The sequence below is a fragment of the Pseudomonas sp. B21-028 genome, assembly GCF_024749045.1.
Taxonomy (GTDB): domain Bacteria; phylum Pseudomonadota; class Gammaproteobacteria; order Pseudomonadales; family Pseudomonadaceae; genus Aquipseudomonas.
Genome location: NZ_CP087184.1, coordinates 4,034,064 through 4,059,975 on the forward strand (window position 1 = coordinate 4,034,064; position 25,912 = coordinate 4,059,975).

Here is a 25,912-nt window from a genome sequence, read left to right on the forward strand (position 1 = left end):
CGCAACGATGGTCTCGAAGAACCTCGATGTGGAACGTGGCGACAGCCAACTGAGCGGTCAGTTGATCGACGGCCGGCTCGACGGCCCGCTGCACATCGAAGAAGCCCGACGCCCGCAAGCGAAACTCAACTACAGCCAAGGTGAATTGCAAGGTACCAGCACTCTGTATCACCCCAACGGCAAGGTTTCGGCAGTGTTGCCGTTCGTGAAAGGCAAGTTGCAAGGCGTTGCGAGCTTTTACGCGGCCGAAGGCGGGTTGCAGCGCCAGGCCACCTATCGCGGCGGATTGCTGCACGGTGAAGCCAACAACTATTTTCCGGATGGACAATTGGCCGAGGCCGAGTTCTATCGCGACGGCGTGCGCGACGGCCGCTATCGCCGCCTGCACCCCAACGGTAACCCGGCGGTCGACGCCCGTTACCTCAACGGCCAACTGCTGGAACCGGCCCACGCCTACGCCGAGGATGGACGACCGCTGGATACCGACGGCAAGCCGATTTCCCGGGTACGCTGGTGGTTCAGGCGCTGGAATGATCCGGCGCAGGCATGAGCGCCTAGCTTCTGCTGGACTTTGCAGCAGACACCAGACCTGAAACCACCGGCAAACCCTGTGGGAGCGAGCCTGCTCGCGATGGCGTCGGCACACTCAACATCTTCATGACAGACACTCCGCTATCGCGAGCAGGCTCGCTCCCACAAGGGATCGATTTATGCCGGAAAAACCAGACCGGCTGTAAGGCGGCCTTGCTTTTGCTTTGCTTTGCTTTGCTTTTGATCTTGGGCGCCCCGTTAAACCACGCTGGCCGAACGCAGGCATTGCGTAGTGGGTACCCCGGCATGGATGCCGGGGTAGCCGCGCTGGGCCATGGATGGCCCTTCGCGGCGGGCCCACGGAGCAATGCCGGAGTGAGGGAACACCTCGCCTTGGCGAGGTGCCGAGTGGTGGGGCAAGAGCGTTTTGGTTACTTTTGCGCTTTTCAAAAGTAACCCGCCGTCAGGGCGGAACCATAATCAGCCATTACCGCAGCAATGGATATACACCCGGTCAACAAGATCCACGCAGACCCAGTCAGGGAATCAACATCTGCACCTGCCCCGGCACAACAATCTTGATCACCCCCGCCCAGCTGCACATCAAGGTGCTGTTGGCATCGATCGCCGGCATGTTGCCCAACAACAACGTTGGTGCCCCGCCCGGGATCCAGGGCGCAGCAGTAGCCGGAATACAAGGCATGGGCGTCAACACCCCCAGGGCCGCCGCAGTCGCAGCGGCTACGGTAGGGTTGGCCAGGCTCATGCACATCCCGAACGTGGTGACATTCACCAACGGGATGTGATCCATGATATTCGCCGCCGGCATCCCACCGGTCAGCATCCGATTGACCGGCAAGACGTTGAGCACCGCCGGGGCTGCGCCGAAGCTGCATTGCAGGGTGGCGGTGCTGCAGACTTGTGGACATCCCATCGCGGCGACTCCTTGAAACGTCCCCGAAACCATAGCTCACCTGCGCGCATCAGGCCCGCTGATTATCCGGCAACACGCTAACCTATAAGACCCTGGCGTGCTTGTTACGCCTCCCACACGCCATTAGGCTTTGGACGAAAAGTGCCTGCGCGACGATCAGGCTACGTTGAAAACAGGCTCGGAATGCTCATTGACAACCAGTCAACTCCGCTTCCTCGCCTGTTTTCGCCTTGCCTGATCGCCGCTCGGCGACTTTTCGTACAAACCCTTGATTAGCCAATGATCGATGGCCTCCAGAATAAGCAGAAGGGATAAGCATGGCGTTTACTGATCAGTCCACCCGCGTACGCGACGGTGAAGAACTCGATGCCAACCTGATCGACCCGTACCTCAAGGCCCACATCCCCGGCCTGACCGGCGCACCACGGATCAGTCAGTTCCCCGGTGGCGCGTCGAACCTGACCTACCTGCTGGAGTACCCCGAACAGGAATTCGTCCTGCGTCGTCCGCCGTTCGGCCACAAAGCCAAATCCGCCCATGACATGGGCCGTGAATTCCGCATCCTCAACCAGTTACGCGACGCGTTCCCGTATTGCCCGAAAGCCTATGTGCACTGCACCGATGAGTCAGTCATGGGCGCCGAGTTCTACGTGATGGAGCGGGTCAAGGGCATCATCCTGCGCTCCGACCTGCCGCCCGAGCTGGGTTTCGACGCCGCCCGCACCGAAGCGCTGTGCAAGAGCTTCATCGACCGGCTCGTCGAACTGCACCGGGTCGACTACCACGCCTGCGGCCTGGCCGACCTCGGCAAGCCCGAAGGCTACGTGGCCCGGCAGATCCGTGGCTGGAGCGAGCGCTACGAAAACGCCCTGACCCCCGACGCGCCGAAATGGGCGACGGTCAAGGCCTGGCTCAACGACAAGATGCCCGCCGACCACCCAGTTTCCAGCATCGTCCACAACGACTACCGCTTCGACAACGTGATCCTCGACCCGGACAACCCGATGCAGATCATCGGCGTGCTGGATTGGGAACTGACCACCCTCGGCGACCCGCTGATGGACCTGGGCAACAGCCTCGCCTACTGGTTCGAGGCGACGGACCCGGCACCGGTCCGGTCGATGCGCCGCCAGCCCAGCCACGCGCCCGGCATGCTGACCCGTCGCGAGTTCGTGGATTACTACGCCGAGCGCGCCGGGATCCGTATCGACAATTTCGACTTCTATTACACCTACGGCCTGTTCCGCCTGGCCGGGATCGTCCAGCAGATCTATTACCGCTTCTACCACGGCCAGACCCAAGACCAACGCTTCGCGCAGTTCGTTCAGATGAACATACTGCTGGAGCAGATGAGCCTGCAGGTCATCGGCCAATCCACGCTCTGAGCGCCCCATGACAAGGAAACAGCATGTCCAAGACCCAGTTGTTCGACCTCGACGGTAAAATCGCCTTCGTTTCCGGCGCCAGCCGTGGCATCGGCGAGGCCATCGCCAAGTTGCTGGCCCAGCAAGGCGCCCATGTGATCGTTTCCAGCCGCAAGCTCGACGGTTGCCAGCACGTGGCCGACGCCATCATCGCCGCGGGCGGCAAAGCCACCGCCATCGCCTGCCACATCGGTGAAATGGAGCAGATCAGCCAGGTCTTCGCCGGCATTCGCGAACAGTTCGGGCGCCTGGACATCCTGGTGAACAACGCGGCCACCAACCCGCAGTTCTGCAACGTGCTGGACACCGACCTGGGCGCCTTCCAGAAAACCGTCGATGTGAACATTCGCGGCTATTTCTTCATGTCGGTGGAAGCCGGCAAGCTGATGCGCGAGAACGGCGGCGGTAGCATCATCAACGTGGCATCGATCAACGGCATATCGCCGGGGATCTTCCAGGGCATCTACTCGGTGACCAAAGCCGCCGTGATCAACATGACCAAGGTATTCGCCAAGGAATGCGCGCAGTTCGGCATCCGCTGCAACGCCCTGCTGCCGGGCCTGACCGACACCAAGTTCGCCTCGGCGCTGGTCAAGAACGACGCGATCCTGAAAACCGCTCTGGCGCAGATCCCGCTCAAACGCGTGGCCGACCCGAGCGAAATGGCCGGTGCGGTGTTGTACCTGGCCAGTGACGCGTCGAGCTACACCACGGGTGTGGCGCTGAATGTGGATGGTGGGTTCCTTTCCTGACACTGCACATTCCCCCTGTGGGAGCGAGCCTGCTCGCGATGACGGTGTGTCAGTCGACATCAATGCCACTGAGCCACCGCTATCGCGAGCAGGCTCGCTCCCACAGGGGATCTTCACCAACCAAATGAATATTTATTCCATAATTTGCAATTTGAGAATATTTATTCCATAAAGAGCCCTCCTGAACTTCACCATTCAAAGGGCTCTTTCTCATGCGCGAACTCGGCATCGGCCTGATCGGCACCGGTTTCATGGGCCGTGCCCATGCGTTGGCATTCAACAATGCCAGAGTTGTATTCGACCTTCCCCTGAACCTGACGCTGGCGGCCCTGGCCGATGCCGATCCGCAGCGTGCCCGGCAATGCGCCAGCAGCTGGGGTTTCGAGACGACTCATAGTGACTGGCAACAACTGATCGACGACCCGAAGGTCCACCTGGTCGCCATCACCACGCCCAACCACCTGCATTACCCAATGGCCATGGCGGCGCTGGCGGCGGGCAAGGCGGTCTATTGCGAAAAGCCTCTGGCGGTGTCCCTGGAACAGGCCGAGCAGATGCGCCAGGCCGCCAAGGCCGCCGGTGTGGTCACGCGGGTCGGCTACAACTACCAGCACAACCCGATCATCCAACTGGCAAGGGACATCATTCAACGCGGGGAGTTGGGGTCAATCGTCAGTTTCCAGGGCGAGTTCAGCGAAGACTTCATGGCCAACCCGGCCTCGCCATGGTCATGGCGCTGCGAAGCGGCCCATGCCGGCGGTGCACTGGCGGATCTGGGCAGCCACTTGCTGGCGATGGCCCGGCACCTCTTGGGCGATGTCGAAGCGGTGTGCGCCGACAGCCAGACCGTGCACGACCAACGTCCCGCCAGCATGGGCAGTTCCGAGCAACGCGCCATCGCGGTAGACGATCAGGTTCACGCGCTGTTGCGCTTCAGCAGCGGTGCCCGCGGCACGGTGAGCAGCAGTTGGCTCAAGCACGGCTTCAAGAACCACCTGGCGTTCGAAATCAGCGGCACCCTGGGAACACTGGCGTTCGATCAGGAGCGGCTCAATGAACTGCGCCTGTGCCGCGCCGGCGAAACCGGTTTCCAGCGCCTGCTGGCTGGTCCGGATCTTCCTGGCTATGCCGCCTTCAGCCCAGCCGCCGGGCACCAGTTGGGCTACAACGAATTGAAGACCCTGGAGGTGCAGGAACTGGTCCTGGCAATGGCCGGCGAAGCAGGTCACGGCACGGACTTCGAAGAGGCCTGGGCGGTGGAACGCCTCGCGGCGGCGATTCGCCTGGCGGCCCGGGAGCCGCGCTGGGTGACGATCAGCGAACTGTGATCGCTGTTGTGGCGAGGGGATAGTGTTCAACCTGACGCGTGCAACTCAACCAACCGCGCCGCCAGCGCCTTCGCCTGGCTCGCCACATCGGTCACGGCGGTACTTTCCCACCACATCCCGCGCAGTGGTGCGGCGGCGATTCGCCTGGCGGCCCCGGAGGCGCTGGGTGACAATCAGCGAACTGTGATCGCTGTTGTGGCGAGGGGATTTATCCCCGCTGGGGTGCGAAGCGCCCCCTCAAGCTACCCTCTCGGTGGATCAGGAATTTAGGGCCGCTGCGCGACCCAGCGGGGATAAATCCCCTCGCCACAGGGGGGGGTGTTCAACCTGACGCGTGCAACTCAACCAACCGCGCCGCCAGCGCCTTCGCCTGGCTCGCCACATCGGTCACGGCGGTACTTTCCCACCACATCCCGCGCAGTGGTGCGGCGGCGATTCGCCTGGCGGCCCCGGAGGCGCTGGGCGACAATCAGCGAGCTGTGATCGCTGTTGTGGCGAGGGGATAGTGTTCAACCTGACGCGTGCAACTCAACCAACCGCGCCGCCAGCGCCTTCGCCTGGCTCGCCACATCGGTCACGGCGGTACTTTCCCACCACATCCCCGCGCAGTGGTGCGGCGGCGATTCGCCTGGCGGCCCGGGAGGCGCGCTGGGTGACAATCAGCGAGCTGTGATCGCTATTGTGGCGAGGGGATTTATCCCCGCTGGGGTGCGAAGCGCCCCCTCAAGCTACCCTCTCGGTGGATCAGGAATTTAGGGCCGCTGCGCGACCCAGCGGGGATAAATCCTCGGCAGGCGCAGCAATTGCGCCGCCAGCAAGGCACCGCTCAGGCCACCGCCGACAATGATCACATCGGCTTCACGGGCGATGTCGTTCGCCTGTTGCTCCGGCGCTGTATCCATACCGCTCCCCCCAGGCGTCAAATCACCACGTTGCGTACAAATCGCACCGCCACCGGCCCCTCATTGCGATAAGCGTGGGGCTGGTTGCTGGCAAACATGAAAAACTCCCCCGAGCCGATCCGACGCTCTTCATCGCCCAGCACCACAGTCAGACAACCCTCGAAGACATAGAGCTGCTCGCTCCAGCCGTCGTTATCGGGCTCGGAAGCGTAATGTTCGCCAGGCTCCAGACGCCATTCCCATAGTTCGACTTCGCGACTGGCGTTGGCCTTGGCCAGGAGCACGGCTTTGCTGCCGGGGATCGCGCCGGCCCAGGCCAGCTCGTTGATGCGGCTCGGGTCACGGGCGTCGGGCGCCTGGATCAAGTCGCTGAAGGCCACATCGAGGGCCTCGGCGACACGATCCAGGGTGCTCAGGCTGACGTTCTTTTCACCGGCCTCGATGGCGACCAGCATTCGCCGGCTGACCCCGGACAGCTGCGCCAGCGCCGTCTGGCTGAGCTGCGCGGCGTGTCGCAGACGGCGGACGTTCTGGCTGACGTGTTGCAGGACTGAGGCGCGCTGGCCATTTTCTTTATGCACGGTATGGCTCATTTATCGAGGTTGCGCATTATACTGCCCAACTTCGGACGCATTGTGCGTCCCCCTCCAGTGGCGCGCAAGGTCATGGCATCGGTGAACTCCCCTCAAACTTCCTCCCGTTTCCTGCGGCTCAGCAAGGCCGAGTGCGTGCTGGTGCTGATCACCATGATCTGGGGCGGTACTTTCCTGTTGGTGCAGCACGCCATGACCGTCAGCGGGCCGATGTTTTTCGTCGGCTTGCGCTTTGCCGCCGCGGCGGCGTTCGTCGCGTTGTTCTCCTGGCGTCATCTACGGGACCTGACCCTGTTCGAACTCAAGGCCGGCTGCTTCATCGGCGTGGCGATCATGCTCGGCTACGGTTTGCAGACGGTCGGCCTGCAAACCATCCCCAGCAGCCAGTCGGCGTTCATCACCGCGCTCTACGTGCCCTTCGTGCCGCTGTTGCAGTGGCTGGTGCTGGGCCGGCGGCCGGGCTTGATGCCGAGCATCGGCATCATGCTGGCGTTCACCGGATTGATGCTGCTATCAGGCCCCGCCGGCGCGTCGCTGAATTTCAGTCCCGGCGAAATCGCCACGCTGATCAGCGCCATCGCGATTGCCGCCGAAATCATCCTGATCAGTACCTACGCCGGCCAGGTCGATGTACGCCGGGTGACCGTGGTGCAGCTGGCAAGCACCGCGGTGCTGGCATTCCTGATGGTGGTGCCGACCCAGGAAGCGATTCCGGGGTTCTCCTGGCTGCTGCTGTTCAGCGCCGTGGGTCTGGGCGCCGCCAGCGCGGCGATCCAGGTGGCGATGAACTGGGCGCAGAAAAGCGTCTCGCCGACCCGCGCCACGCTGATCTACGCCGGTGAACCGGTGTGGGCCGGTATCGCCGGGCGCCTGGCGGGCGAGCGGTTGCCGGGGATTGCCTTGTTTGGTGCGGCATTGATCGTGGCGGCGGTGATTGTCAGTGAACTCAAGACCCGAAACAAAAGTGCCATCGAACTGGCTCAAGCGCCTGAGCGCGAAGGTTGAAGCATCAACCCAGACGATATCAGTGACGAATTACCAGGTTGTCGAGGTCATAAACGCCACCGTCTTGCGTGACGTCAACCCGATGCAGGATGCGCAGTGCACGATCGTCGTCGGGTAGCTCGCTACGGGGCGCCGAACCGCTGAGCAGCAAAGCCCTGTTGGCCAGATTGAACTGAGCGTTCAATGTCGGCGTCGCCGCAACGGCTTTCCAGAAGGCCCGTTTGAACAGGTCGAAGCGCTCGAAGACTTGCCCGCGCAATTGATCGGCGATCAGCGCCGGGACAGGAGCACCCTGGCTACTCATCGCTTGCGCTTGCCAGCTATTGGCCTCCGCCTGCCCTGCTCCGCGCACGACACCCGGGCAATCCCGACGGTCATTGAACAGCACGTAGAGCGGTTCCAGGCCGGAGTCGCACGGAAACACCACGATATAATCATCGAATCGCACCTCTTCAACAGAGTCGAACGAAGCCAATTCGGGCACCGGTGACGAATGGACAAAACCGGTGGAATCCAGCCTATCCAGCCGGGTCTCGACTGATGCCCCCAGACCAAGGGGTTGCGCCCATTCGATAACGGCACCCTGCGAGTTATCCGTCGTGAAACGGTAAACCTTCTCGGCCTCGTGCCAGACTGCCGGCCTGACACGAACCTTCGCAGGCAAATACCCAGCGCAGGGAGTGACACAAATCTCGAAAAGTTCGCGTATTTGTTTCAGCCCGTAGGACATGCTGCCGGGCTTCACAGCGACCGTCGTCGTGCTCATTCGCAGTGGCAATTCCACGTCGCCATGCAGGGCGGCAAGTGCCTGCCAATCAGCATCGATCAACGAAAGTTCACTCAACGCAACGCACAGGCCAAAGCGCACCACTTTGGCTCGACTGGCGAGCCTGAACCTCAGCACGCCGGCGTATCGTCCAAGAAGCTCCTTTGCTCCGTCAGTCAGCGACCAATTGAACTCGGCGACTGCGGAACGGAGAGTATTTTGCAAGGCCGTTCGCTGAAGGGGGATCAGGGGGCGCGCATTGCTGAGCAACAGATTCGGACGTTCCAGATTGTCGGCAGCAGACAGACGAAATAACGTTGCGCCAAGGTCGGTGCCCCGCATGCGGATAAGCTGTTCCCAGGCGCTATTCAATGCCGTTTCGGCCTTGGAATGAAGATCAGCATGGCGCTGGGCGACCCGCGATAAACGCGCGACATAATGACTGTGATTGGCAGTGGCCTCCTGCAGATTGGCTTGCCAGAGAGTCCTGTCCGCCTTGCTGTAAGCAAGATCCCGCTGAGCTGCGTTCTTCGAGAATTCAACGCTCATTTTCTGGCGTTCAAATGCGCCAACCGCCATGAGCACGTCATGCTGTGCGCGCTCGACCTGACGCATGGCTTTTTCCAGCGCCTGCGGCGTTGTACTCGGATTCTGTCGGATCGTCAGGTGCTCGATAGCGTTTTCAAGCAGCAAGAATGCCGACTCAATCGCTTGCCCTGCCATTCCAATATCCGTCGCCATCTGCCGCGCTTTGGCAAGTTCGCGTTCGGCTCTTGCCGTATTGCGTTCGGCCGGCGTCGACTTGGGTGCTGGCTCGACAGACGCTGGAAGTATTCCACCTTTGAAAGGAATGACTTTCTTTTGGTGATACCAGTATTTGACGTGATGAACGACCGCAGTCGGCGAATTCGAATTGACGTCGTCCTGCGGATAAAACAACAGATCCGCCCCACTGGGATGACCGACAATGCGGTCGAAGTGATTGATGAGCCGGTCGTGGTCCTTTTTGCCGATATCCACATTCCAGATCTTATCGACAAACATCTGAAACTCGGACTCGGTGTAACCCTGGAGTCTGGGCTTAAGTTCCATCTTCGATTTTCCTTGTTTACGCGTATGCGCCTGATGACGCACCTGCTCGCGGCGTGCCGGGCAGGTGCGTTCAACGGGCGGAACTATTCTGGTTTGAAGCCGCGGCTGTTATTAGGGCTCCCACTTCTGGACTTTCAATCATTTTCAATGAAAAAAGATGCTGCTCGCTCATCACCTAGATCAATGGCGCCCTTTATCTATCAAAGTAAAGACCAAAGTTTCCACCCTCATATCCTGAGTATATTGAAATACTACTTTTTTATCGGGATACAGTTTTGGGTTCAATAAATACGACTCCCACCCCCCGGTCCCCCCTATCGGCAGTGGCATTTTAGTTGGACCTCTTGATGCCATCGGTTTCCCGAATATGGCGTGGACATCAGATTGCGTCATTTTCGACACATAGGGAGCAGGAAGTTCGCCTTTATATTCCTTCGTTGAGGGCGTGGTCCGCATGAGTGTAATGAAAAGCGTCTCGAGCTTCCCAGTTTCCCGCCAGAACTCCAACTCTAAACCCGGTTCCGGTTCAAGCCCAAGACGATCATCCTCTTCAAACATTTCGGTCAATGGTTGATCGGATAACACACCCTCTCTTACCAATATATTGTATTGACTTCCAATACGACCAATAAGCGCTTCAAGTTCAAAGTCTTTCATCAATACCACCCTTGTTTTTTATGCAGTTCATGCAACGACTTAAGGGCAGCATCTATATCTGACTCTGACGCGCCAGACTCAATAAGCCCCGGCTTCAGTGCTGCCAAGTTACCGTTCACCGCTGCCTCCAAATCTGAAGCATCGCTCATGCTTTTCTCGAAACTGTTGCGCCCACCATACGTCTCACTGAATTTTTGATGAATACTCGAAGGAATGGCAATACACGGAGCCCGTCGAATAGCCTCCCGGACTTTGGAGGTGCTCATGTCCTCATGGTTCATATCTATATAAGCCCTCAACGCCTTCCTAGACGGTATATGATCAATGTCCAAGCCATCTCCTCTGCTTCGACCACTGAGCTCGTTGTATGGCCCTACCTCCAGAGGTTCCACTGGGGGCCCTACAAACACCAACCCCAGCGAAGGCAGCTCCATGTCTGCCGGATACCCGGGAATACTGGCACCGACCTGCCCGGGTTCGACAGCCGGAAACGTCTCGTTTTGTGGTAGGACGGGGATTACAGGGTTGCCGGGATAGTCCTGCGAAATAGCAGGCGCCGTCGGCGACGCGGTTGGGCCAAGCAGTTCGATGCCCGGTGGAACCAGGGGTGTCCGGGTGCTCGTATCGATGGGTGCGGTCGGCCAGAGCAGAACGGCCGGTACGAGGCCTGGTAGACCGTGGAGGCTCTGGGGCGTGGTGATGCTGATGCGGTCGAGATCGAACGGGTTCCCGCCCAGTTCGACCCGGTCCTGGTAACGCAGCTCGAATTCACGACGTTCGCCGGCCCAGGTGCTTTTCGGCGCATAGGGAGCAAAACCTTGCTCGATGCGTTTTTTATTGAGCACATCGACATGACCGTTCAGTTCCGGACGTTCGGCCAGGGCTTGCCATATGATCTGTTCGAAGGCAGCGAAGGATTTGACTTCCCGCGCCTGGAGCAGATGGCCGACTTGCTCGGGAATGGCGGCGCCTTGAGTCTGGCTTGCGGTGCTCCACCAATCATCTGCAGGCGCCTTACCAGCGCCGGTGACGACGCCCGTTCCCAAAGGAGGTAAATCGAAAGAAAAGTAGGTCGGCGGCAGGCCCGGCACACAGACGATGCAGTCCTGAATGCGCAGGTCCACATCGGTCGGAAGGATTTGCACCTGAGGCGCCACCGGGATCAGCCCAGGCAGGCTCGCCGGCACAACCTGCACAGGGGAATCGGGTGAGAGCTGCAGGTACCGGGTCGGAAAACCGGGTACCTCAACGTTGTAGAGTCCGGTCAGCGGGTCGAGGACTCCATTGATCACGGGAACACTCGCGCTGATTTTGTCGCCGGTGCTGGCCACGTGGATCGCGGCGCCTTCGGAAACGGCTTGAGGCTTGAGCCGATACGCCACTTCAACCGAACCACCCGCATCGGCAACGGATTGCAGCGCTTGTCCATCGGACAGTCCGAATGCCTGTGCCGGCACGCCAACCCCCTGGAACAGGCGCCTGCGTTGTTCGGCCGAGAGTTCACCGTTGCCAAGTGCGGGGGAGTAGACCATCGCCGTGACGAAGACCGGGCCCGTTCTCAGCAAGACCCGCGCGGAGTCCTTCAGCGCGTCGATGGAGGCCGCAACAGCCTGTTCCAATATCGCTGCGGCATGCTGAGCCACAAACACCGTGTCTCGGGTCAGCACCATCCCGCTCGCCGCGGCCATCGAAGACGCAGGTACACGTAAGGTATGGGTTTGTCTTAACCTCTCACGCCGGACTGCCTCGTCGACTTGCTGCTTGAAGCGGATGCGTGCCGCCCGTTGTTCGGCGTATTGACGATGACGTTCCCAAACGGCCTCCCGTTCGCGCCACGCCACCGATTGCTCGGCGTGACGTCTGGCAAGCGCGTTGGACTTATCCGTAAGCGTCTTGATCTGCGCTGACAGCAGCTTCGCTTCCTGGGCTGCGGTATAGGCCTGTTCCCAAACCTTGTGGCCGTCTTCCAGAGCCGCGCCGAACTGATCCAGTCGTGTTTGATAATCGTGCACCGAGCCCGTGAGCGGGTCCCGCCCGTCGAAAGACCGCGCAACGGTGTCCCGTGCGTTGAGTTCGGCAACCTTGCGGGCGATCAGCCCGTCGATCTCGTTTTTCTCCTTGGTGATGAGGTAAAGCTGCCAGCGCTCACTGGATTGACTGGCGGGAGGTCGTTTTGCGGCGGTGACTTCTTGCTGAAGGGAGGTGTCGAGTTGTTGGGCCCTGCTCGCAAAATTGCGATCCACCTCGGCCCTGATGGTGTCGTAGCGCTGCACCATCGCCGACATCGCTTGCTGACGAGCCTTGAGACGTCCCAGTTCGGCGGCCCGGGCGGCCGCTTCGGCCTTTTCCGCCTCGGCCTTCAGCCGGGCTTGCAGCTCCCTCTGCCGAGCCTGTTCGCGTGCTTTGCGTCGGGCCTTCGCGCGTCTGCCACCTCTGCCGCCGGAGCCGCCGAATCCCCCTGAAAAACCGCCACTACCGACGCGAAAACCACCGCTGGATGAGGTCCGTCCCGGACTGATAACAACCGTTCCATCCGATCCATCGTTTAGTGTTTGTCTTGCCATACAGATTCTCCTTTCTCTGTATGGCGCAGGATGGTGAGGCAGCCCTGTCCGGGTGCGGTACATATGTATTGCCGGCGCTTTTCTTTTTCGCTGTCCCTCTCCCTTGAGAAACAACGCAAAACGGGAAAACTCCACCTATCTTGTAGGATTCTGCGACATCCCCGCGGTTGGTGATCAGACCCATGCCACGTATGATCCCTTGCAACCTCCCGCCGAATAGAAGCCTATGTCACTGATAGTTCTATTGCTTTTGCCCTTCATCGGCAGCTGTGTCGCGGCGCTGCTGCCGCATAACGCCCGTAACGCCGAATCGCTGCTGGCAGGCCTCATCGCGCTGGTCGGCACCGTTCAGGTGGCCTTGTTCTACCCACAGATCGCCGACGGCGGCGTGATCCGTGAAGAGTATCTCTGGCTGCCCAGCCTGGGGCTGAACTTCGTGCTGCGGCTGGACGGGTTTGCCTGGTTGTTTTCGCTGCTGGTACTGGGCATCGGTACGTTGGTGTCGTTATACGCCCGCTATTACATGTCACCGGAAGATCCGGTGCCGCGTTTCTTCGCGTTCTTCCTGGCGTTCATGGGCGCCATGCTCGGGCTGGTGATCTCCGGCAACCTGATTCAGATGGTGTTTTTCTGGGAACTGACCAGCCTGTTCTCGTTCCTGCTGATCGGCTATTGGCATCACCGCGCCGATGCCCGGCGCGGCGCCTACATGGCCTTGATGGTGACCGGGGCCGGCGGGCTGTGCCTGTTGGCCGGGGTGCTGCTGCTCGGCCATGTGGTGGGTAGTTATGAGCTGGACAAGGTCCTGGCGGCGGGCGACCTGATCCGGGCCCATGCCCTCTACCCCATCCTGCTGCCGCTGATCCTGATCGGCGCCCTGAGCAAAAGCGCCCAGTTCCCGTTCCATTTCTGGCTGCCCCACGCCATGGCCGCGCCCACACCCGTCTCGGCCTATCTGCACTCGGCGACCATGGTCAAGGCCGGGGTGTTCCTGCTGGCACGGTTGTGGCCGTCGCTGTCGGGCAGCGAACAATGGTTCTACATCGTCGGCGGTGCGGGGGCCTGTACGCTGTTGCTGGGTGCCTACTGCGCGATGTTCCAGAATGACCTCAAGGGGTTGCTGGCCTATTCCACCATCAGCCACCTGGGGCTGATCACCCTGCTGCTGGGCCTGAACAGCCCGCTGGCGGCCGTGGCGGCGGTGTTCCACATTCTCAACCACGCCACCTTCAAGGCCTCGCTGTTCATGGCTGCGGGAATCATCGACCATGAAAGCGGCACCCGGGACATCCGCAAGCTCAGCGGCCTGGTGCGGCTGATTCCCTTCACGGCGACACTGGCAATGGTCGCCAGCGCCGCCATGGCCGGGGTCCCGCTGCTCAACGGTTTTCTTTCCAAGGAAATGTTCTTCGCCGAAACGGTGTTCATTTCCGCCACGGCCTGGGTCGAGCTGGCGCTGCCGATCATTGCCACCATCGCCGGAACCTTCAGCGTCGCCTACTCCCTGCGCTTCACCGTGGATGTGTTCTTCGGCCCGACGGCCACCGACCTGCCCCATACCCCCCACGAACCACCGCGCTGGATGCGCGCGCCGGTGGAATTGCTGGTGTTCACCTGCCTGCTGGTGGGGATTTTCCCGGCCCAGGTGGTCGGCTCCCTGCTGGCGGCGGCCGCGCTGCCGGTCGTGGGCGGCACCCTGCCCGAATATAGCCTGGCGATCTGGCATGGCCTCAATGCACCGATGATCATGAGCCTGGTGGCCATGTCCGGCGGCGTCGTGCTGTACCTGCTGCTGCGCAAGCAATTCAAGCGCGGGCAGATCACCCATACACCCTTCATTGGCCGGTTCAGCGGCAAGCGGCTGTTCGAGCGCAGCCTGGTGCTGATGATGCGCCTCGGCCGGCGATTGGAGCGACTCATCAGTACCCGGCGCCTCCAGGCCCAGTTGTTCCTGCTGGTGCTGACTGCGCTGCTGGCCGGGCTGATCCCGATGCTGCACGGCTCGCTGGTCTGGGGCGACCGGCCGAAGATCCCCGGCTCCATCGTCTTCGTCATCCTCTGGCTGCTGGCCATTGCCTGCGCCCTGGGCGCGGCCTGGCAAGCCAAGTATCACCGACTCGCGGCCCTGACCATGGTCAGCGTCTGCGGCCTGATGACCTGCGTGACCTTCGTCTGGTTCTCCGCCCCCGACCTGGCCCTGACGCAACTGGTGGTGGAAGTGGTGACCACGGTGCTGATCCTGCTGGGCCTGCGCTGGCTGCCGCGGCGGATCGAGGACGCATCGCCCCGGCCCAACAGCGAACGGCGCGCACGTATCCGGCGCCTGCGGGACTTGCTGTTGTCCGGCGCGGTGGGCGGCGGCATGGCGATGCTGTCCTACGCGATGCTGACGCGCCAGACGCCCAACGACATTTCTTCGTTCTACCTCAGCCGGGCCCTGCCCGAAGGCGGTGGCAGCAACGTGGTGAACGTGATGCTGGTGGATTTCCGCGGCTTCGACACCCTGGGGGAAATCACCGTGCTGGTGGCGGTGGCCCTGGCCGTGTTTGCCCTGCTGCGGCGTTTCCGGCCGCCGAAGGAAAGCATGCAGTTGCCGGCGCAGCAGCGCCTGCTCGCGCCAGACGTGGTCACCGACCTGGTCAACCCGCGGCACGCCAGCGATACCGCATTGGGCTTCATGATGGTGCCCTCGGTGTTGGTGCGCCTGCTGCTGCCGATTGCCCTGGTGGTCTCGTTCTACCTGTTCATGCGCGGCCACAACCAACCCGGTGGCGGCTTCGTGGCCGGGCTGGTGATGTCGGTGGCGTTCATCCTCCAGTACATGGTGGCCGGCACTCAGTGGGTCGAGGCGCAAATGAGCCTGCGACCGCTGCGCTGGATGGGTACCGGGTTGCTGTTCGCCACGGCGACGGGCCTGGGGGCGATGGCCGTGGGCTATCCGTTCCTCACCACTCATACCTGGCATCTGAAATTGCCGCTGCTGGGTGACATTCACCTGGCCAGCGCCCTGTTCTTCGACATCGGCGTGTACGCCGTGGTGGTCGGCTCGACATTGCTGATCCTCACCGCGCTGGCGCACCAGTCGGTGCGGGCCCACAAGCCGGCCCTGCAATCCAAAGCCGCCGCCCCTCTCAAAGGAGCCACCACCTGATGGAAGAAGTCATCGCTATAGCAATCGGCGTCCTGGTCGCCTCCGGTGTCTGGCTGGTGCTGCGGCCGCGGACCTTTCAAGTGGTCATGGGCCTGTGCCTGCTGTCCTACGGCGTCAATCTGTTCATCTTCAGCATGGGCAGCCTGTTCATCGGCAAGGAGCCGATCATCAAGGACGGCGTGCCCCAGGACCTGCTGCACTACACCGACCCGCTGCCCCAGGCCCTGGTGTTGACCGCCATCGTCATCAGCTTCGCCATGACCGCGTTGTTCCTGGTGGTATTGCTGGCCTCCCGAGGCCTGACCGGCACCGACCACGTGGACGGACGGGAGCCCAGGGAATGATGTTGACGCCTCATCTGATCGCCGCGCCGATCCTCCTGCCGCTGCTCACCGCCGCGTTGATGCTGATGCTGGGGGAAAAGCACCGTGCGCTCAAGGCACGGATCAATCTGTTCTCCAGCCTGCTGGGGCTGGGCATTGCGGTATTGTTGCTGTACTGGACCCAGGACCAGGCCCTGCCCGCCTCCATCGGCGTGTACCTGCCAGGCAACTGGCAGGCGCCGTTCGGCATCGTCCTGGTGGTTGATCGCCTGTCGGCGCTGATGCTGGTGTTGACCGGCATCATCGGCGTCAGCGCCCTGCTGTTTGCCATGGCCCGCTGGCACGGTGCCGGGGCGAGTTTCCATGCCTTGTTCCAGATCCAGCTGATGGGCCTCTATGGCGCCTTCCTCACCGGGGACCTGTTCAATCTGTTCGTGTTTTTCGAGGTCTTGCTGGCCGCTTCCTACGGTTTGCTGCTGCATGGCTCGGGCCGGGCACGGGTTTCGTCGGGCTTGCACTACATCTCGATCAACCTGCTGGCCTCGTCGCTGTTCCTGATCGGCGCGGCGCTGATCTACGGTGTCACCGGCACCCTGAACATGGCCGACCTGGCGCTGAAAGTGCCTCTGGTGCCGGAAGCCGACCGGGGCTTGCTGCATGCGGGGGCGGCGATCCTCGCGGTGGCGTTCCTGGCCAAGGCCGGCATGTGGCCACTGAACTTCTGGCTGGTGCCGGCCTACAGCGCCGCCAGCGCCCCCGTGGCAGCGCTGTTCGCGATCATGACCAAGGTGGGCGTCTACACGATATTGCGCTTGTGGACCTTGCTGTTCTCCGGCCAGGCCGGCGCTTCGGCGTATTTCGGCGGCGACTGGCTGATCTACGGCGGCATGGCGACCATTGTCTGCGCGGCCATCGCCATCCTGGCGGCCCAGCGCCTGGAGCGCATGGCCAGCCTGAGCATCCTGGTATCGGCCGGCATCCTGTTGTCGGCTATCGGCTTCGCCCAGCCGAACCTGGTGGGCGCTGCGCTGTTCTATCTGGTGAGCTCGACCCTGGCGCTGTGCGCGCTCTTCCTGCTGGCCGAGTTGATCGAACGCTCGCGCTCGGCCAATGACCTGTCGCTGGAGGACGACCTCGATACCCTGCCACGACCGCTGGAATCCCTGCAACCGCCCAAGGGCACCAACCTCGATGACGAGCAGAAAGCCGTGGTCGGGCAGGTCATTCCCTGGACCATGGCATTCCTTGGCCTGAGCTTCATTGCCTGCGCGCTGCTGATTGTCGGCATGCCGCCGCTGTCGGGATTCATCGGCAAGCTGGGGCTGTTGAACGCCTTGCTCAATCCCCAGGGGCTTGGAGCCGACACTGGACAACCGGTGTCGCCTCAGGCCTGGGGCCTGTTGGCGTTGTTGATCCTGTCCGGGCTGGCCTCGTTGATTGCCTTCTCGCGCCTGGGTATCCAGCGCTTCTGGACACCGCAGGAGCGACCCTCACCCCTGCTGCGGCCATTCGAATGCCTGCCGATCATTGCACTGCTCGGCCTGGGCATCGCCTTGACGTTCAAGGCCGAACCCCTGCTGCGCTACACCCAGGACGCCGCCAACGCGCTGAACACTCCGGAACACTACGTGATGTCGGTGCTGGGCACCCGTAGCGTCCCCGGCCCCGACGCCATCAGTGCCGTGCCGGAGGTGCAGCCATGAAGCGCCTGTTCCCCGCGCCATGGCTGTCCCTGGCACTCTGGGCGCTGTGGCTGCTGTTGAACCTGTCCCTCAGCGCCGGGCACCTGTTGCTGGGAGCGGCGCTGGGTTTCCTGGCACCGCTGCTGATGCGCCCGCTGCGGCCACGGCCCATTCGTATCCGCCGCCCCGGGGCGGTGCTGCGGCTGTTCCTGCGGGTGGGGCGCGATGTGCTGGTGTCCAATCTGACGGTGGCCTGGGGTGTGCTGAACACCGGCCGACGCCCGCCGCGCTCGCGGTTCGTCAAAGTACCGCTGGACCTGAACGACGCCAATGGCCTGGCGGCGTTGTCGATGATCACCACGGTGATTCCCGGAACGGTCTGGTCGGAACTGGCGCTGGATCGCCGCATCCTGCTGGTGCATGTGTTCGATCTGGAAGACGAAGCGTCGTTCATCGCGCATTTCAAGGCCACCTATGAGCAGCCACTGATGGAGATTTTCGAATGAGTCCGTTGCTGTCCAATGCGATTCTGCTGAGTCTGTTCCTGTTCTCCCTGGCGCTGGTGCTGACCCTGCTGCGGCTGTTCAAGGGGCCATCGGCCCAAGACCGGGTCCTGGCCCTGGATTACCTGTACATCGTTGCGATGCTGATGATGCTGGTGCTGGGCATTCGCTACGCCAGCGACACCTACTTCGAGGCGGCGCTGCTGATCGCCCTGTTCGGCTTTGTCGGCTCGTTTGCCCTGGCCAAGTTCCTGCTGCGTGGCGAGGTGATCGAATGACCGGGCATTTATCGATGTGGGTGGAGATCCCGGTGGCGCTCCTGTTGGTACTCGGCAGCCTGTTCGCCCTGGTCGGGGCCCTCGGCCTGGTGCGCTTGAAGGATTATTTCCAGCGCATGCACCCACCTGCCCTGGCCTCGACACTGGGGGCCTGGTGCGTGGCGCTGGCTTCGATCATTTATTTCTCGGCGCTCAAGTCCGGGCCGGTGCTACATGCCTGGCTGATCCCGATTCTGCTGTCCATCACCGTACCGGTGACCACCCTGTTGCTGGCCCGGGCGGCGTTGTTCCGCAAGCGCATGGCCGGGGATGATGTGCCGACGGAAGTGAGTAGCCGGCGTCAGTGAAGGATCGGACGGTGCAAACCTGTAGGAGCAAAGCTTGCTCGCGATCGCAACAGACCAGTCAACATCGTTGCTGACTGACTTACCGCTATCGCGAGCAAGCTTTGCTCCCGCAAGATCTCCCACGCCACCACAGTGGTGTTGTCTTTCAGGCCCAGGCCACCGCCAGCAACCCGGCGCCCAGTACGACACACAACGGCGAATAGACCCAGGTGTCGAGCCGGGCGAAAGTCGATTCCTTGAATTCCTTGAAGAAGCCCACCAGGTTCGATTCGCCAATGGCCCGGGCAAACATCAGCAAGGCAATCGCGCTGATCAGCCATTGCAGCGCTCGATGGGTGACGGGTGGCGCCAACAGGCCGCCGCGCAGGCACACCAGCACGGCAATGAACAGCAGCGCCAGGGCCACTAACAGGGTCAACCAGCCCGAGGGCTCGAACGCCGGGCGCAGGATATCCCCCTGCTTGACCGGAACCTGGGGTACCACCGCCTGGGCCGCCCAGCGTCCACCCAGAGCCCAGTACAAATGAATCAAACTGATGGTCGCAAACACCGCGACCAGCGTCCGTGCCAATAAAAGCGTCATTCGCCAGCCTCCTGGAAAAGGTTGAACAATCATCCTAGCTCGAATTTGGCATTTCGCAGGACGGACGCAGATTGCCCGGTTCCAGCGGATGACACATTGCTCGGGATCAAGTGTTCAAACACCGGCAATCGGCACTACAGACCGGCAGACACCTTCTCCGCCACCTCGCTGGGCACCCAGGCCTGCCACACCTGGGGATGGGCCTTGAGGAACGCTTCGGCCGCCTCGCGGGGCGGCGTGCGCTTTTCGCTCATCTCGGCCAGGGCCTTGTTCAAAGGATCAATGGGCAGGTCGACCTTGCTGAAGAACTCGGCGATGTCCGGATGCTGTTGCTGGAACGGCGCCGAGACGCCGATCGACAGCTTCGACGCCAGCGAGCGGGTCGGCCTGGGATTGGGATTATCGGCATCGGTCAAGGTTTTCCAGGCCTCGGCATCGAAGGGCGGCTCCTGCAGCTGCACCAGCTTGAATCGCCCGAGCAGCGGCGTGGGCGACCAGTAATAGAACAGGATCGGTTTGCCCCGGCGAATCGACGAGGTGATTTCCGCGTCCAGCGCCGCCCCGGAGCCACTGCGAAAATTCACATAACTGTCAGTCAAGCCATATGCCTTGAGCTTCTGCTTGTTGACGACCTCGGATGTCCAGCCGATGGGGCTGTTGAGGAAGCGCCCCTTGTCGGGACTCTCCGGGTCCTTGAACACATGCTTGTAGCGCGCCAGGTCGCTGACGCTGCGAAGGTCCGGCGCCAGGGGCTTGATGCCCTTGGCGGGATCGCCCTTGATCACGTATTCCGGTACCCACCAGCCTTCCGTCGCGCCCTTGACCGTATCGCCCAGGGCGATCACCTTGCCCTCGGCTTCGGCCTTGACCCACACCGGACTGCGACCGGCCCACTCTTCGCCGATGACTTGTATGTCGTTATTGGCCAGCGCGGTTTCCAGGGTGATGGTGGTGCCCGGCAAGGTGTCGGTTTTCAAGCCGTAGCCTTTTTCGACGATGATCCGCAGGATATCGGTGATCAGGCTGCCACTTTCCCAGTTCAGGTCGGCGAAGTGGATCGGTGCCGGAGCAGCCGATGCCGGAAATGGCGAAGCCAGCACAGCACAGGTGGCCCAGGCAACCAGCCACTGTCGAACTCGTTTCATGCGATGTTCCTCATACCAGACAGCAATAGCTGAATAATTCAGTCAACTGACTGTAGCCGAGGTTCCAGCAAAACGGTCGCCGCCCCTGGGTATCACTCGCTGGCCTTGAACGTCACCAGTTCGCCCTTGCGCCATTTCGCGGCTTTGGCGGTGACCGCCTTGAGGGTCTTGGTCAAACCTTCTTGCAACTGTTCGTTCGCCGCATACACGGTCACGACGCTGTGGCCTTCCTTGAACAGGATGGCCTGGCCGCCAGGGGTCGTGACGAACGCGTACTCCCCAAGGCCATAGACCGTCAGTTTGATTTCGCGAAACCTGATCTCGAACTTGCCCCCTTCGCGACTCGGCAATACCGCTGCACGAAAATGGTCACCCACCTTGAGCTCGAGCCTGGGCTTGTCATCGACCACAAGGGCCGATTCGGTGTCGATTTCGGCGACATAGATACCTTCGGCGGTCTGCTCGGTGATGTAGACGAAACGTGACTGGAACAGTTTGACCAGTTTTGCCCGCAGGTCACCCAGTACAAATAACGCATGCGTGTCGAGATTACTTACTGCCAAGGAAACATCCCCATCTTTGAAAACGGTCCGCTCCGCAGAAAGGACGGACCACGAGAACCCGTGCCGACGTAGTGTCGCAATGGACCTGTAACTGAAATTCGAAGTGAACGGCGCACCCTGTCCCGGGCAAGAGAAGACTAAAGGATTGCCACTCTCGCCGTCTTTCCCGGGAAGTCGTCAGAAGCTGAAGGAAATAGCCACTCTGCGCATCGGAAAAGGTGGGACTACTAACTTTAGGGAAAATTCTCACTTAAAAAAGCATTTTTCTGACATCGAGCCTAAAAAAAATTGCTTTAGATAGGCGCAACCGTCCATGCAGCGCTGTTGATTCTAGAGCAGCCGGAGGGGCAGAGACTACTTGAAATACCTGGCAATTCGTCGGTAAACCATAGAAAAGGAATTCACATGGGCACTTTCACAACCTTGCTCCACCCCGCCACACCACACATCGTCAATCCCCATGACGCCTTTGACGGGATTCATTACCTGCCGGTCTCGCTGATTCAACCGCGATATCGGGTCGTCCTGGCCGGCAAATGTTTTTTCCATATTGAAGAAACATCGACTGGACGTGTAAGAGGTTTCCGTACCGACCATAACGAAGCCTGCTACTTGGCCAGGCATCTCGAGCGAAGTACCGGGACACAGCAATAATCGAACTCCTGACGCGCGCTTGCCTCAGATAAAGGGACGCAACCGACGCGCCATGACGGCGCATGCCCAAAGGAGAACCCCATGGAACAGCCTTCCCACGAGCTCAAGACCTTGTTCGATCAACTGGGCCTGCCCTCGGACGAAAAAGCCATCGACAGTTTCATCATGGCACACCCCCTGGACCCGGAGACAAAACTGGTGGAGGCCGATTTCTGGTCGGATCAGCAAAAGGACCTGCTACGGGAATGGTTGCTCGCCGATGGCGAAGAGGCGGTGCTGGTGGATCAACTGAACGTACGCCTGCACGACGGCAAATAGCGGCTCAACGGCATTTGCTTTGTGGGAGCGAGCTTGCTCGCGATAGCGGTGGGTCAGTAGGCATTGATGTCGGCTGTGCCACCGCCATCGCGAGCAGGCTCGCTCCCACAAGGTCCCGGAGCACCACAAGTCCCCTGTGGGAGCGAGCCTGCTCGCGATGGCAATAACCCTGCCACTCAGGCATCCACTGATGCACCGCTCATCGTGCCTTCTCGGGCTTATAGCCCAACCGCAATCCACCCCAGTGGCGGCCCTTGATCATGATGGGCACGGACAGGTCGTGCATCAGCTCGCCCGTGTCGCGGGTATAGGTCTGCAACAGCACCGGTTGCTGGTGGCTGCCGCATCGAATCCCGGTGCGATCGGAGAACTTGCGCTTGGTACGGTTGTTCAGCGTGTCGACGGCAGGATCGCCGGTCAACGGCTGACTGAAGACCTTGTTATGGGTCGGCACATACCCCTGCTGGGTGCAGGCAATCGCAAACACCAGGCCGTCATGCCGGGTGAGCAAAGGCTCCTGGATGGCCGGCAGGACCTGGTCGGTATAACGGTCGAAACGGGTCTGGAACTTGGCGGGATGGGTATTGGGAATGGCCTGGTAGTTACGATCGAACAGATCGTCCAGGCTGATACGTCCTTGATCGACATCCGCCTCGAATTGCGCGGCGATCTGGCTCGCGCCTTCACGCGCCAGGTCGTAGACCCGTTGGTGATAATCGTCGAGCCCCACCTCGGCCAGGCGCTCGCTGATGGTTTCAGCCTGGCCTTCCATCTGCACGGCCGCTTCGGCCAGGCGTTGGGTCTGCTGGTCGCTGATGGACAGGTCCCCGCGCATCTGTTCAATGGCATGGAACAGGCTGTCGAGTTGTTCGCGGTTGGTGTCGGTGCCCTGGGCAATGGCGCTGACCTGGGTTTCGACACCGGCGGCGAGCCGGGCAATGTTCTCCAGGTGTTGGCCGGTGTGCTCGACTTGCTGCACACCACTGTCCAGATCGGCTGCCAGCTGACGGATCTGCTCGACGACCTGGGCGGTGCGCTGCTGGATATCCGCCACCATGACCCCGACCTCGCCGGTCGCCGCCGCCGTGCGGCCCGCCAGGCCACGGACTTCATCGGCCACCACGGCGAAGCCACGGCCATGCTCGCCGGCCCGCGCCGCTTCGATGGCCGCGTTCAGCGCCAGCAGGTTGGTCTGGCTGGCAATCGATTGAATCACCAGGCTGACCCGCTGGATCTCGTCGCTGCGCACGCTCAAGGCCTCGATCAACTCGCGACTGTCGTTTGCCCGCTGGCTGAGCTGGTGCATGCGGCTGATGGACTCCACCAGTTCGCTGCGCCCGGCAACGCTGCTGCGATGGGCTTCGCTGGCGGCGCCCAGGGCTTGCTGGCTGAGTTGGGAAGTGGCCTGTTCGGTGGCGATCATCGCTTCGGCATTGCTGACGATCTGTGCGGCCGCGTCGAGTTGTGACTGGACCTTGCCGGCCAGTTGCCTGACCGAATAGGCGACGCCAGCGGCCGACAACGCGTTATGACTGGTGGTGTAGGACAGGTCACGGGTCAGCTCGGCCAGTGAGCCGGTATTCGACGACGGTTGGGGCACGGTGGCCAGGCGCGAGCGCAGGCGTGGCAACCAGACGATCAGCATCGCCAGGGGCAGGCCCAGGTACAGCGACCAGCCTCCCAGCACCATGCCGCACAGCAGCAAGGTCAGAGCAAGACTCTGCAAGGTCGGCGTCAGCCAGCGCGCCGTGCTTTTTGTAGCCGATACCGAGGCAGGCACCGCCGCCAGAGATCCATCTGTCGCCATGTTTGTCACCACACTTCTCGTTGTTATGCCAGCATTAAACGCCACTACCGAGCCATTATCCATGGTCCATTAGTCGCGTTCTTGCAGCAGATCAACGCAGCGGGGTGATTTTCGAGGGGCCGCTACAGGGTCTGGGCGGGAGCAAGCGCCCTCGCCACAAGGTCTGGTATCTCGAATGGCAGGTAGCGGATCAGGCCTGACGCTGGTGCTTGTCGATCTGCTCGTGACGTTCCTGAGCTTCGATGCAGTACTTGGTGGTCGGGCTGATCAGCAGGCGCTTGAGGCCGATCGGCTCGCCGCTGTCGTCGCACCAGCCGAAGCTTTCGTCGTTGATGCGGTCCAGGGCCTGCTCCAGTTGGGGCAGCATGCGCTGGTCACGATCGATGGCGTTAACCAGCCAGGTGCGCTCTTCTTCTACGGAAGCAGCGTCGGCCGGGTCAGCCGGGGAATCCAGGCTTTCAATGGCGATTCGGTTCTGTTCGATGCGCTCGTGGGTTTCGACTTTCATGTTCTGCAACAGCTTGGTGAAGAAAGCCAGCTGCTCGGCGTTCATGTAGTCATCCGCCGGCATGGCCAGCAACTTTTCCTTTGTCATTGATATCTCTATAAAAAAACGTGCATTAAGGCGAATTATGGAGCGTTCCGCAGCGCAGCTGCCACGCTCGTCAGGAAGGCGCCGTCTATTCCAAGCGCCACCCGGCACTCAATTTACGAGGGGCGGCAGTCTAAGGCCGAGTCGAGGCCTCAGCAACCGAAAACATGGGAAAATGTCCGACAACCCCTTCAAATGTTCTCTGACAGGCTTCTGGCGATCATCGGAGTGCGTTTATAACAAGAAATTCGCTGCGATGGCTGTATTAAGAAGACAAATGGCAACGCCACGCAGGTCAGGCGTGGCGCTTTGTCGCAGTACGGTGGCCGTTAACGCTTGAGCTTGCGCTTGTTGCGGTACTGGTCGATGACCACCGCGACCACAATGATCAGCCCCTTGATGATGTCCTGGATGTAGGCATCGACGCCGACGAACGTGAAGCCGCTGGCCATGACGCCAAGGATCAGCGCACCGATCACCGTCCCGGTGATGCGCCCCACTCCACCGGCCAGGCTCGTGCCGCCGATCACCGCCGCGGCAATCGCATCCAGTTCATAGGACATGCCCATGCCGGCCTGCCCGGTGGCGGCCCGCGCCGAGGCCACCACCCCGGCGAGCCCCGCCAGCAACCCGGCGATGCTGTAGACGATGACCAGATGCCGCTTGACGTTGATCCCCGAGGTACGCGCCGCCTGCATATTGCCGCCGATGGCATAGGTGTATTTGCCGTACTTGGTGTAGCGCAGGGCAATATGGAAAATCGCCGCCACCACCAGGAAGATGATCACCGGCATGGCGCCATGACCGATGGCGGTGTAGGAATCCGACAGCATGCTCACCGGCTGGCCTTCGGTGTAGTAACGCGCCAGGCCACGGGCCGACACCATCATGCCGAGCGTGGCAATAAAGGGCGGGATGCCGGTGACGGCGATGATGCTGCCGTTGATCGCCCCGGCCAGCAGCCCCACGCCCAACCCCGCCACTACCGGTATCCATACCGGCAGATCGGTGAGGGACGGAAACACCGCTCGGGCAAAATCCGAGGTCTGGGCCAGACTTGCGGCAATCATGGCCGACAACGCCAGCACGGAACCGGACGACAGGTCGATGCCGGTGGTGATGATGACCTGGGTCACGCCGATGGCCAGCAGGCCGATGATCGACACCTGCAGAATCATCAGGACCAGGCGCTGGGAGTTCATTAGAAAACTCTGGTCGCGCATGATCCAGCCGAACAACTCGAACACCAGGCCAATGCCGATCAGCACCAGGAAGATACTCAGCTCCGTCGGCAAGCGCCGGCGCGTCCTGGCCGGTGCGGCCGCGGGTTTGTTTTCCAGTATCGCGTTCATTGCCATTCACCTTTTCTTGTTCTTTGGCGAGGAGTGCTCTCTGCCGGGAGATGTAGCGGCCCAGCG

At 61.4% G+C, this 25,912-nt stretch carries 25 protein-coding genes; 13 read left to right on the forward strand and 12 right to left on the reverse strand.

Annotation, left to right across the window (positions count from 1 at the left end; all coding sequences use genetic code 11):
• Positions 1–7: 7 nt before the first annotated feature.
• Complete coding sequence (locus LOY35_RS16935; RefSeq protein ID WP_258624995.1) at positions 8–550, forward strand: toxin-antitoxin system YwqK family antitoxin; 543 nt, start codon at positions 8–10, stop codon at positions 548–550.
• Between the two features lie 519 nt (positions 551–1,069).
• On the opposite strand, the gene LOY35_RS16940 is transcribed toward LOY35_RS16935, so the two are convergent.
• Positions 1,070–1,465 (reverse strand): DUF4280 domain-containing protein, encoded by a 396-nt coding sequence (locus tag LOY35_RS16940; RefSeq protein ID WP_258624997.1) that lies wholly within the window; start codon positions 1,463–1,465, stop codon positions 1,070–1,072.
• 317 nt (positions 1,466–1,782) lie between these two features.
• Here LOY35_RS16940 and LOY35_RS16945 point away from each other — a divergent pair, with 317 nt between their 5' ends.
• The 3 genes from LOY35_RS16945 (at position 1,783) to LOY35_RS16955 (ending at position 4,969) form a co-directional block, all read left to right on the forward strand.
• Positions 1,783–2,850, forward strand: coding sequence for a phosphotransferase family protein (locus tag LOY35_RS16945; protein WP_258624998.1), 1,068 nt, complete (start codon positions 1,783–1,785; stop codon positions 2,848–2,850).
• A gap of 23 nt (positions 2,851–2,873) precedes the next feature.
• The gene (locus LOY35_RS16950; protein ID WP_003180553.1) at positions 2,874–3,641 is read left to right on the forward strand and encodes an SDR family oxidoreductase; all 768 of its coding nucleotides are present in this window, start codon (positions 2,874–2,876) and stop codon (positions 3,639–3,641) included.
• Positions 3,642–3,853: 212 nt separating this feature from the next.
• A complete protein-coding gene (locus tag LOY35_RS16955) occupies positions 3,854–4,969 on the forward strand; it encodes a Gfo/Idh/MocA family protein (protein WP_258624999.1) in 1,116 nt (371 codons plus the stop codon).
• A gap of 752 nt (positions 4,970–5,721) precedes the next feature.
• Here the strand turns inward: LOY35_RS16955 and LOY35_RS16960 are convergent.
• Together LOY35_RS16960 and LOY35_RS16965 are read right to left on the reverse strand one after the other, a co-directional pair.
• Positions 5,722–5,871, reverse strand: a complete 150-nt coding sequence (locus LOY35_RS16960; protein WP_258633777.1) for a hypothetical protein — start codon at positions 5,869–5,871, stop codon at positions 5,722–5,724.
• Positions 5,872–5,888: 17 nt separating this feature from the next.
• A complete protein-coding gene (locus tag LOY35_RS16965; protein ID WP_258625000.1) occupies positions 5,889–6,452 on the reverse strand; it encodes a helix-turn-helix domain-containing protein in 564 nt (187 codons plus the stop codon).
• On the opposite strand from LOY35_RS16965, the gene LOY35_RS16970 reads away from it, so the two are divergent.
• Positions 6,447–7,469: a DMT family transporter gene (locus LOY35_RS16970; RefSeq protein WP_258625001.1), complete on the forward strand. Its 1,023-nt coding sequence runs from the start codon at positions 6,447–6,449 to the stop codon at positions 7,467–7,469. The genes LOY35_RS16965 and LOY35_RS16970 overlap by 6 nt on opposite strands.
• Positions 7,470–7,488: 19 nt before the next feature.
• Here LOY35_RS16970 and LOY35_RS16975 read toward each other — a convergent pair whose 3' ends face one another.
• From LOY35_RS16975 to LOY35_RS16985, 3 genes are all read right to left on the reverse strand, one after another.
• Positions 7,489–9,327, reverse strand: a complete 1,839-nt coding sequence (locus LOY35_RS16975) for a bacteriocin immunity protein (RefSeq protein WP_258625002.1) — start codon at positions 9,325–9,327, stop codon at positions 7,489–7,491.
• A gap of 180 nt (positions 9,328–9,507) precedes the next feature.
• Positions 9,508–9,984 carry a DUF6392 family protein gene (locus LOY35_RS16980; protein ID WP_258625003.1) on the reverse strand — a complete coding sequence of 159 codons (477 nt, stop codon included), beginning with the start codon at positions 9,982–9,984 and terminating at the stop codon, positions 9,508–9,510.
• A complete protein-coding gene (locus tag LOY35_RS16985) occupies positions 9,984–12,548 on the reverse strand; it encodes an S-type pyocin domain-containing protein (RefSeq protein ID WP_258625004.1) in 2,565 nt (854 codons plus the stop codon). Before LOY35_RS16985 ends, LOY35_RS16980 begins: the two co-directional genes overlap by 1 nt.
• Before the next feature lie 226 nt (positions 12,549–12,774).
• Here LOY35_RS16985 and LOY35_RS16990 point away from each other — a divergent pair, with 226 nt between their 5' ends.
• The 6 genes from LOY35_RS16990 to LOY35_RS17015 are packed head-to-tail and all read left to right on the forward strand — an operon-like array spanning position 12,775 to position 18,832.
• Positions 12,775–15,699, forward strand: a complete 2,925-nt coding sequence (locus LOY35_RS16990) for a monovalent cation/H+ antiporter subunit A (protein WP_258625005.1) — start codon at positions 12,775–12,777, stop codon at positions 15,697–15,699.
• Positions 15,699–16,043 (forward strand): Na+/H+ antiporter subunit C, encoded by a 345-nt coding sequence (locus LOY35_RS16995; protein WP_258625007.1) that lies wholly within the window; start codon positions 15,699–15,701, stop codon positions 16,041–16,043. The genes LOY35_RS16990 and LOY35_RS16995 overlap by 1 nt, the downstream gene beginning before the upstream one ends.
• Entirely contained in the window at positions 16,040–17,725 is a 1,686-nt protein-coding gene (locus LOY35_RS17000; protein ID WP_258625008.1) for a monovalent cation/H+ antiporter subunit D, read from the forward strand. Before LOY35_RS16995 ends, LOY35_RS17000 begins: the two co-directional genes overlap by 4 nt.
• Complete coding sequence (locus tag LOY35_RS17005; protein ID WP_258625009.1) at positions 17,722–18,210, forward strand: Na+/H+ antiporter subunit E; 489 nt, start codon at positions 17,722–17,724, stop codon at positions 18,208–18,210. The genes LOY35_RS17000 and LOY35_RS17005 overlap by 4 nt, the downstream gene beginning before the upstream one ends.
• On the forward strand, positions 18,207–18,485 hold the full coding sequence (locus LOY35_RS17010; protein ID WP_047700910.1) for a K+/H+ antiporter subunit F: 279 nt from the start codon (positions 18,207–18,209) through the stop codon (positions 18,483–18,485). The genes LOY35_RS17005 and LOY35_RS17010 overlap by 4 nt, the downstream gene beginning before the upstream one ends.
• Positions 18,482–18,832 carry a Na+/H+ antiporter subunit G gene (locus tag LOY35_RS17015; protein ID WP_258625011.1) on the forward strand — a complete coding sequence of 117 codons (351 nt, stop codon included), beginning with the start codon at positions 18,482–18,484 and terminating at the stop codon, positions 18,830–18,832. Before LOY35_RS17010 ends, LOY35_RS17015 begins: the two co-directional genes overlap by 4 nt.
• Before the next feature lie 145 nt (positions 18,833–18,977).
• On the opposite strand, the gene LOY35_RS17020 is transcribed toward LOY35_RS17015, so the two are convergent.
• The 3 genes from LOY35_RS17020 to LOY35_RS17030 form a co-directional block, all read right to left on the reverse strand.
• A complete protein-coding gene (locus tag LOY35_RS17020) occupies positions 18,978–19,415 on the reverse strand; it encodes a DUF3995 domain-containing protein (protein WP_258625012.1) in 438 nt (145 codons plus the stop codon).
• Between the two features lie 134 nt (positions 19,416–19,549).
• Complete coding sequence (locus LOY35_RS17025; RefSeq protein ID WP_258625013.1) at positions 19,550–20,560, reverse strand: ABC transporter substrate-binding protein; 1,011 nt, start codon at positions 20,558–20,560, stop codon at positions 19,550–19,552.
• A 92-nt stretch (positions 20,561–20,652) separates the two neighbouring features.
• Entirely contained in the window at positions 20,653–21,123 is a 471-nt protein-coding gene (locus LOY35_RS17030; protein ID WP_041022135.1) for a hypothetical protein, read from the reverse strand.
• A gap of 405 nt (positions 21,124–21,528) precedes the next feature.
• On the opposite strand from LOY35_RS17030, the gene LOY35_RS17035 reads away from it, so the two are divergent.
• Both LOY35_RS17035 and LOY35_RS17040 read left to right on the forward strand, forming a co-directional pair.
• Entirely contained in the window at positions 21,529–21,777 is a 249-nt protein-coding gene (locus LOY35_RS17035) for a hypothetical protein (protein ID WP_258625015.1), read from the forward strand.
• A gap of 81 nt (positions 21,778–21,858) precedes the next feature.
• Positions 21,859–22,095 carry a DUF2789 domain-containing protein gene (locus LOY35_RS17040; RefSeq protein ID WP_258625016.1) on the forward strand — a complete coding sequence of 79 codons (237 nt, stop codon included), beginning with the start codon at positions 21,859–21,861 and terminating at the stop codon, positions 22,093–22,095.
• 199 nt (positions 22,096–22,294) lie between these two features.
• On the opposite strand, the gene LOY35_RS17045 is transcribed toward LOY35_RS17040, so the two are convergent.
• The 3 genes from LOY35_RS17045 to LOY35_RS17055 form a co-directional block, all read right to left on the reverse strand.
• Positions 22,295–23,965, reverse strand: coding sequence for a methyl-accepting chemotaxis protein (locus tag LOY35_RS17045; protein ID WP_408981161.1), 1,671 nt, complete (start codon positions 23,963–23,965; stop codon positions 22,295–22,297).
• A gap of 127 nt (positions 23,966–24,092) precedes the next feature.
• Positions 24,093–24,497, reverse strand: a complete 405-nt coding sequence (locus LOY35_RS17050) for a TraR/DksA family transcriptional regulator (RefSeq protein WP_024780047.1) — start codon at positions 24,495–24,497, stop codon at positions 24,093–24,095.
• Between the two features lie 326 nt (positions 24,498–24,823).
• Entirely contained in the window at positions 24,824–25,846 is a 1,023-nt protein-coding gene (locus tag LOY35_RS17055; RefSeq protein WP_258625019.1) for an ABC transporter permease, read from the reverse strand.
• Between the last annotated feature and the right edge of the window lie 66 nt (positions 25,847–25,912).

Coding starts and splice junctions, on each gene's coding strand:
- LOY35_RS16935 (WP_258624995.1), top strand. CDS start 8: ATGGTCTCGAAGAACCTCGATGTGGAACGTGGCGACAGCCAACTGAGC.
- LOY35_RS16940 (WP_258624997.1), bottom strand. CDS start 1,465: ATGGGATGTCCACAAGTCTGCAGCACCGCCACCCTGCAATGCAGCTTC.
- LOY35_RS16945 (WP_258624998.1), top strand. CDS start 1,783: ATGGCGTTTACTGATCAGTCCACCCGCGTACGCGACGGTGAAGAACTC.
- LOY35_RS16950 (WP_003180553.1), top strand. CDS start 2,874: ATGTCCAAGACCCAGTTGTTCGACCTCGACGGTAAAATCGCCTTCGTT.
- LOY35_RS16955 (WP_258624999.1), top strand. CDS start 3,854: ATGCGCGAACTCGGCATCGGCCTGATCGGCACCGGTTTCATGGGCCGT.
- LOY35_RS16960 (WP_258633777.1), bottom strand. CDS start 5,871: ATGGATACAGCGCCGGAGCAACAGGCGAACGACATCGCCCGTGAAGCC.
- LOY35_RS16970 (WP_258625001.1), top strand. CDS start 6,447: ATGCACGGTATGGCTCATTTATCGAGGTTGCGCATTATACTGCCCAAC.
- LOY35_RS16975 (WP_258625002.1), bottom strand. CDS start 9,327: ATGGAACTTAAGCCCAGACTCCAGGGTTACACCGAGTCCGAGTTTCAG.
- LOY35_RS16980 (WP_258625003.1), bottom strand. CDS start 9,984: ATGAAAGACTTTGAACTTGAAGCGCTTATTGGTCGTATTGGAAGTCAA.
- LOY35_RS16985 (WP_258625004.1), bottom strand. CDS start 12,548: ATGGCAAGACAAACACTAAACGATGGATCGGATGGAACGGTTGTTATC.
- LOY35_RS16990 (WP_258625005.1), top strand. CDS start 12,775: ATGTCACTGATAGTTCTATTGCTTTTGCCCTTCATCGGCAGCTGTGTC.
- LOY35_RS16995 (WP_258625007.1), top strand. CDS start 15,699: ATGGAAGAAGTCATCGCTATAGCAATCGGCGTCCTGGTCGCCTCCGGT.
- LOY35_RS17000 (WP_258625008.1), top strand. CDS start 16,040: ATGATGTTGACGCCTCATCTGATCGCCGCGCCGATCCTCCTGCCGCTG.
- LOY35_RS17005 (WP_258625009.1), top strand. CDS start 17,722: ATGAAGCGCCTGTTCCCCGCGCCATGGCTGTCCCTGGCACTCTGGGCG.
- LOY35_RS17010 (WP_047700910.1), top strand. CDS start 18,207: ATGAGTCCGTTGCTGTCCAATGCGATTCTGCTGAGTCTGTTCCTGTTC.
- LOY35_RS17015 (WP_258625011.1), top strand. CDS start 18,482: ATGACCGGGCATTTATCGATGTGGGTGGAGATCCCGGTGGCGCTCCTG.
- LOY35_RS17020 (WP_258625012.1), bottom strand. CDS start 19,415: ATGACGCTTTTATTGGCACGGACGCTGGTCGCGGTGTTTGCGACCATC.
- LOY35_RS17025 (WP_258625013.1), bottom strand. CDS start 20,560: ATGAAACGAGTTCGACAGTGGCTGGTTGCCTGGGCCACCTGTGCTGTG.
- LOY35_RS17035 (WP_258625015.1), top strand. CDS start 21,529: ATGGGCACTTTCACAACCTTGCTCCACCCCGCCACACCACACATCGTC.
- LOY35_RS17040 (WP_258625016.1), top strand. CDS start 21,859: ATGGAACAGCCTTCCCACGAGCTCAAGACCTTGTTCGATCAACTGGGC.
- LOY35_RS17045 (WP_408981161.1), bottom strand. CDS start 23,965: ATGGATAATGGCTCGGTAGTGGCGTTTAATGCTGGCATAACAACGAGA.
- LOY35_RS17050 (WP_024780047.1), bottom strand. CDS start 24,497: ATGACAAAGGAAAAGTTGCTGGCCATGCCGGCGGATGACTACATGAAC.
- LOY35_RS17055 (WP_258625019.1), bottom strand. CDS start 25,846: ATGAACGCGATACTGGAAAACAAACCCGCGGCCGCACCGGCCAGGACG.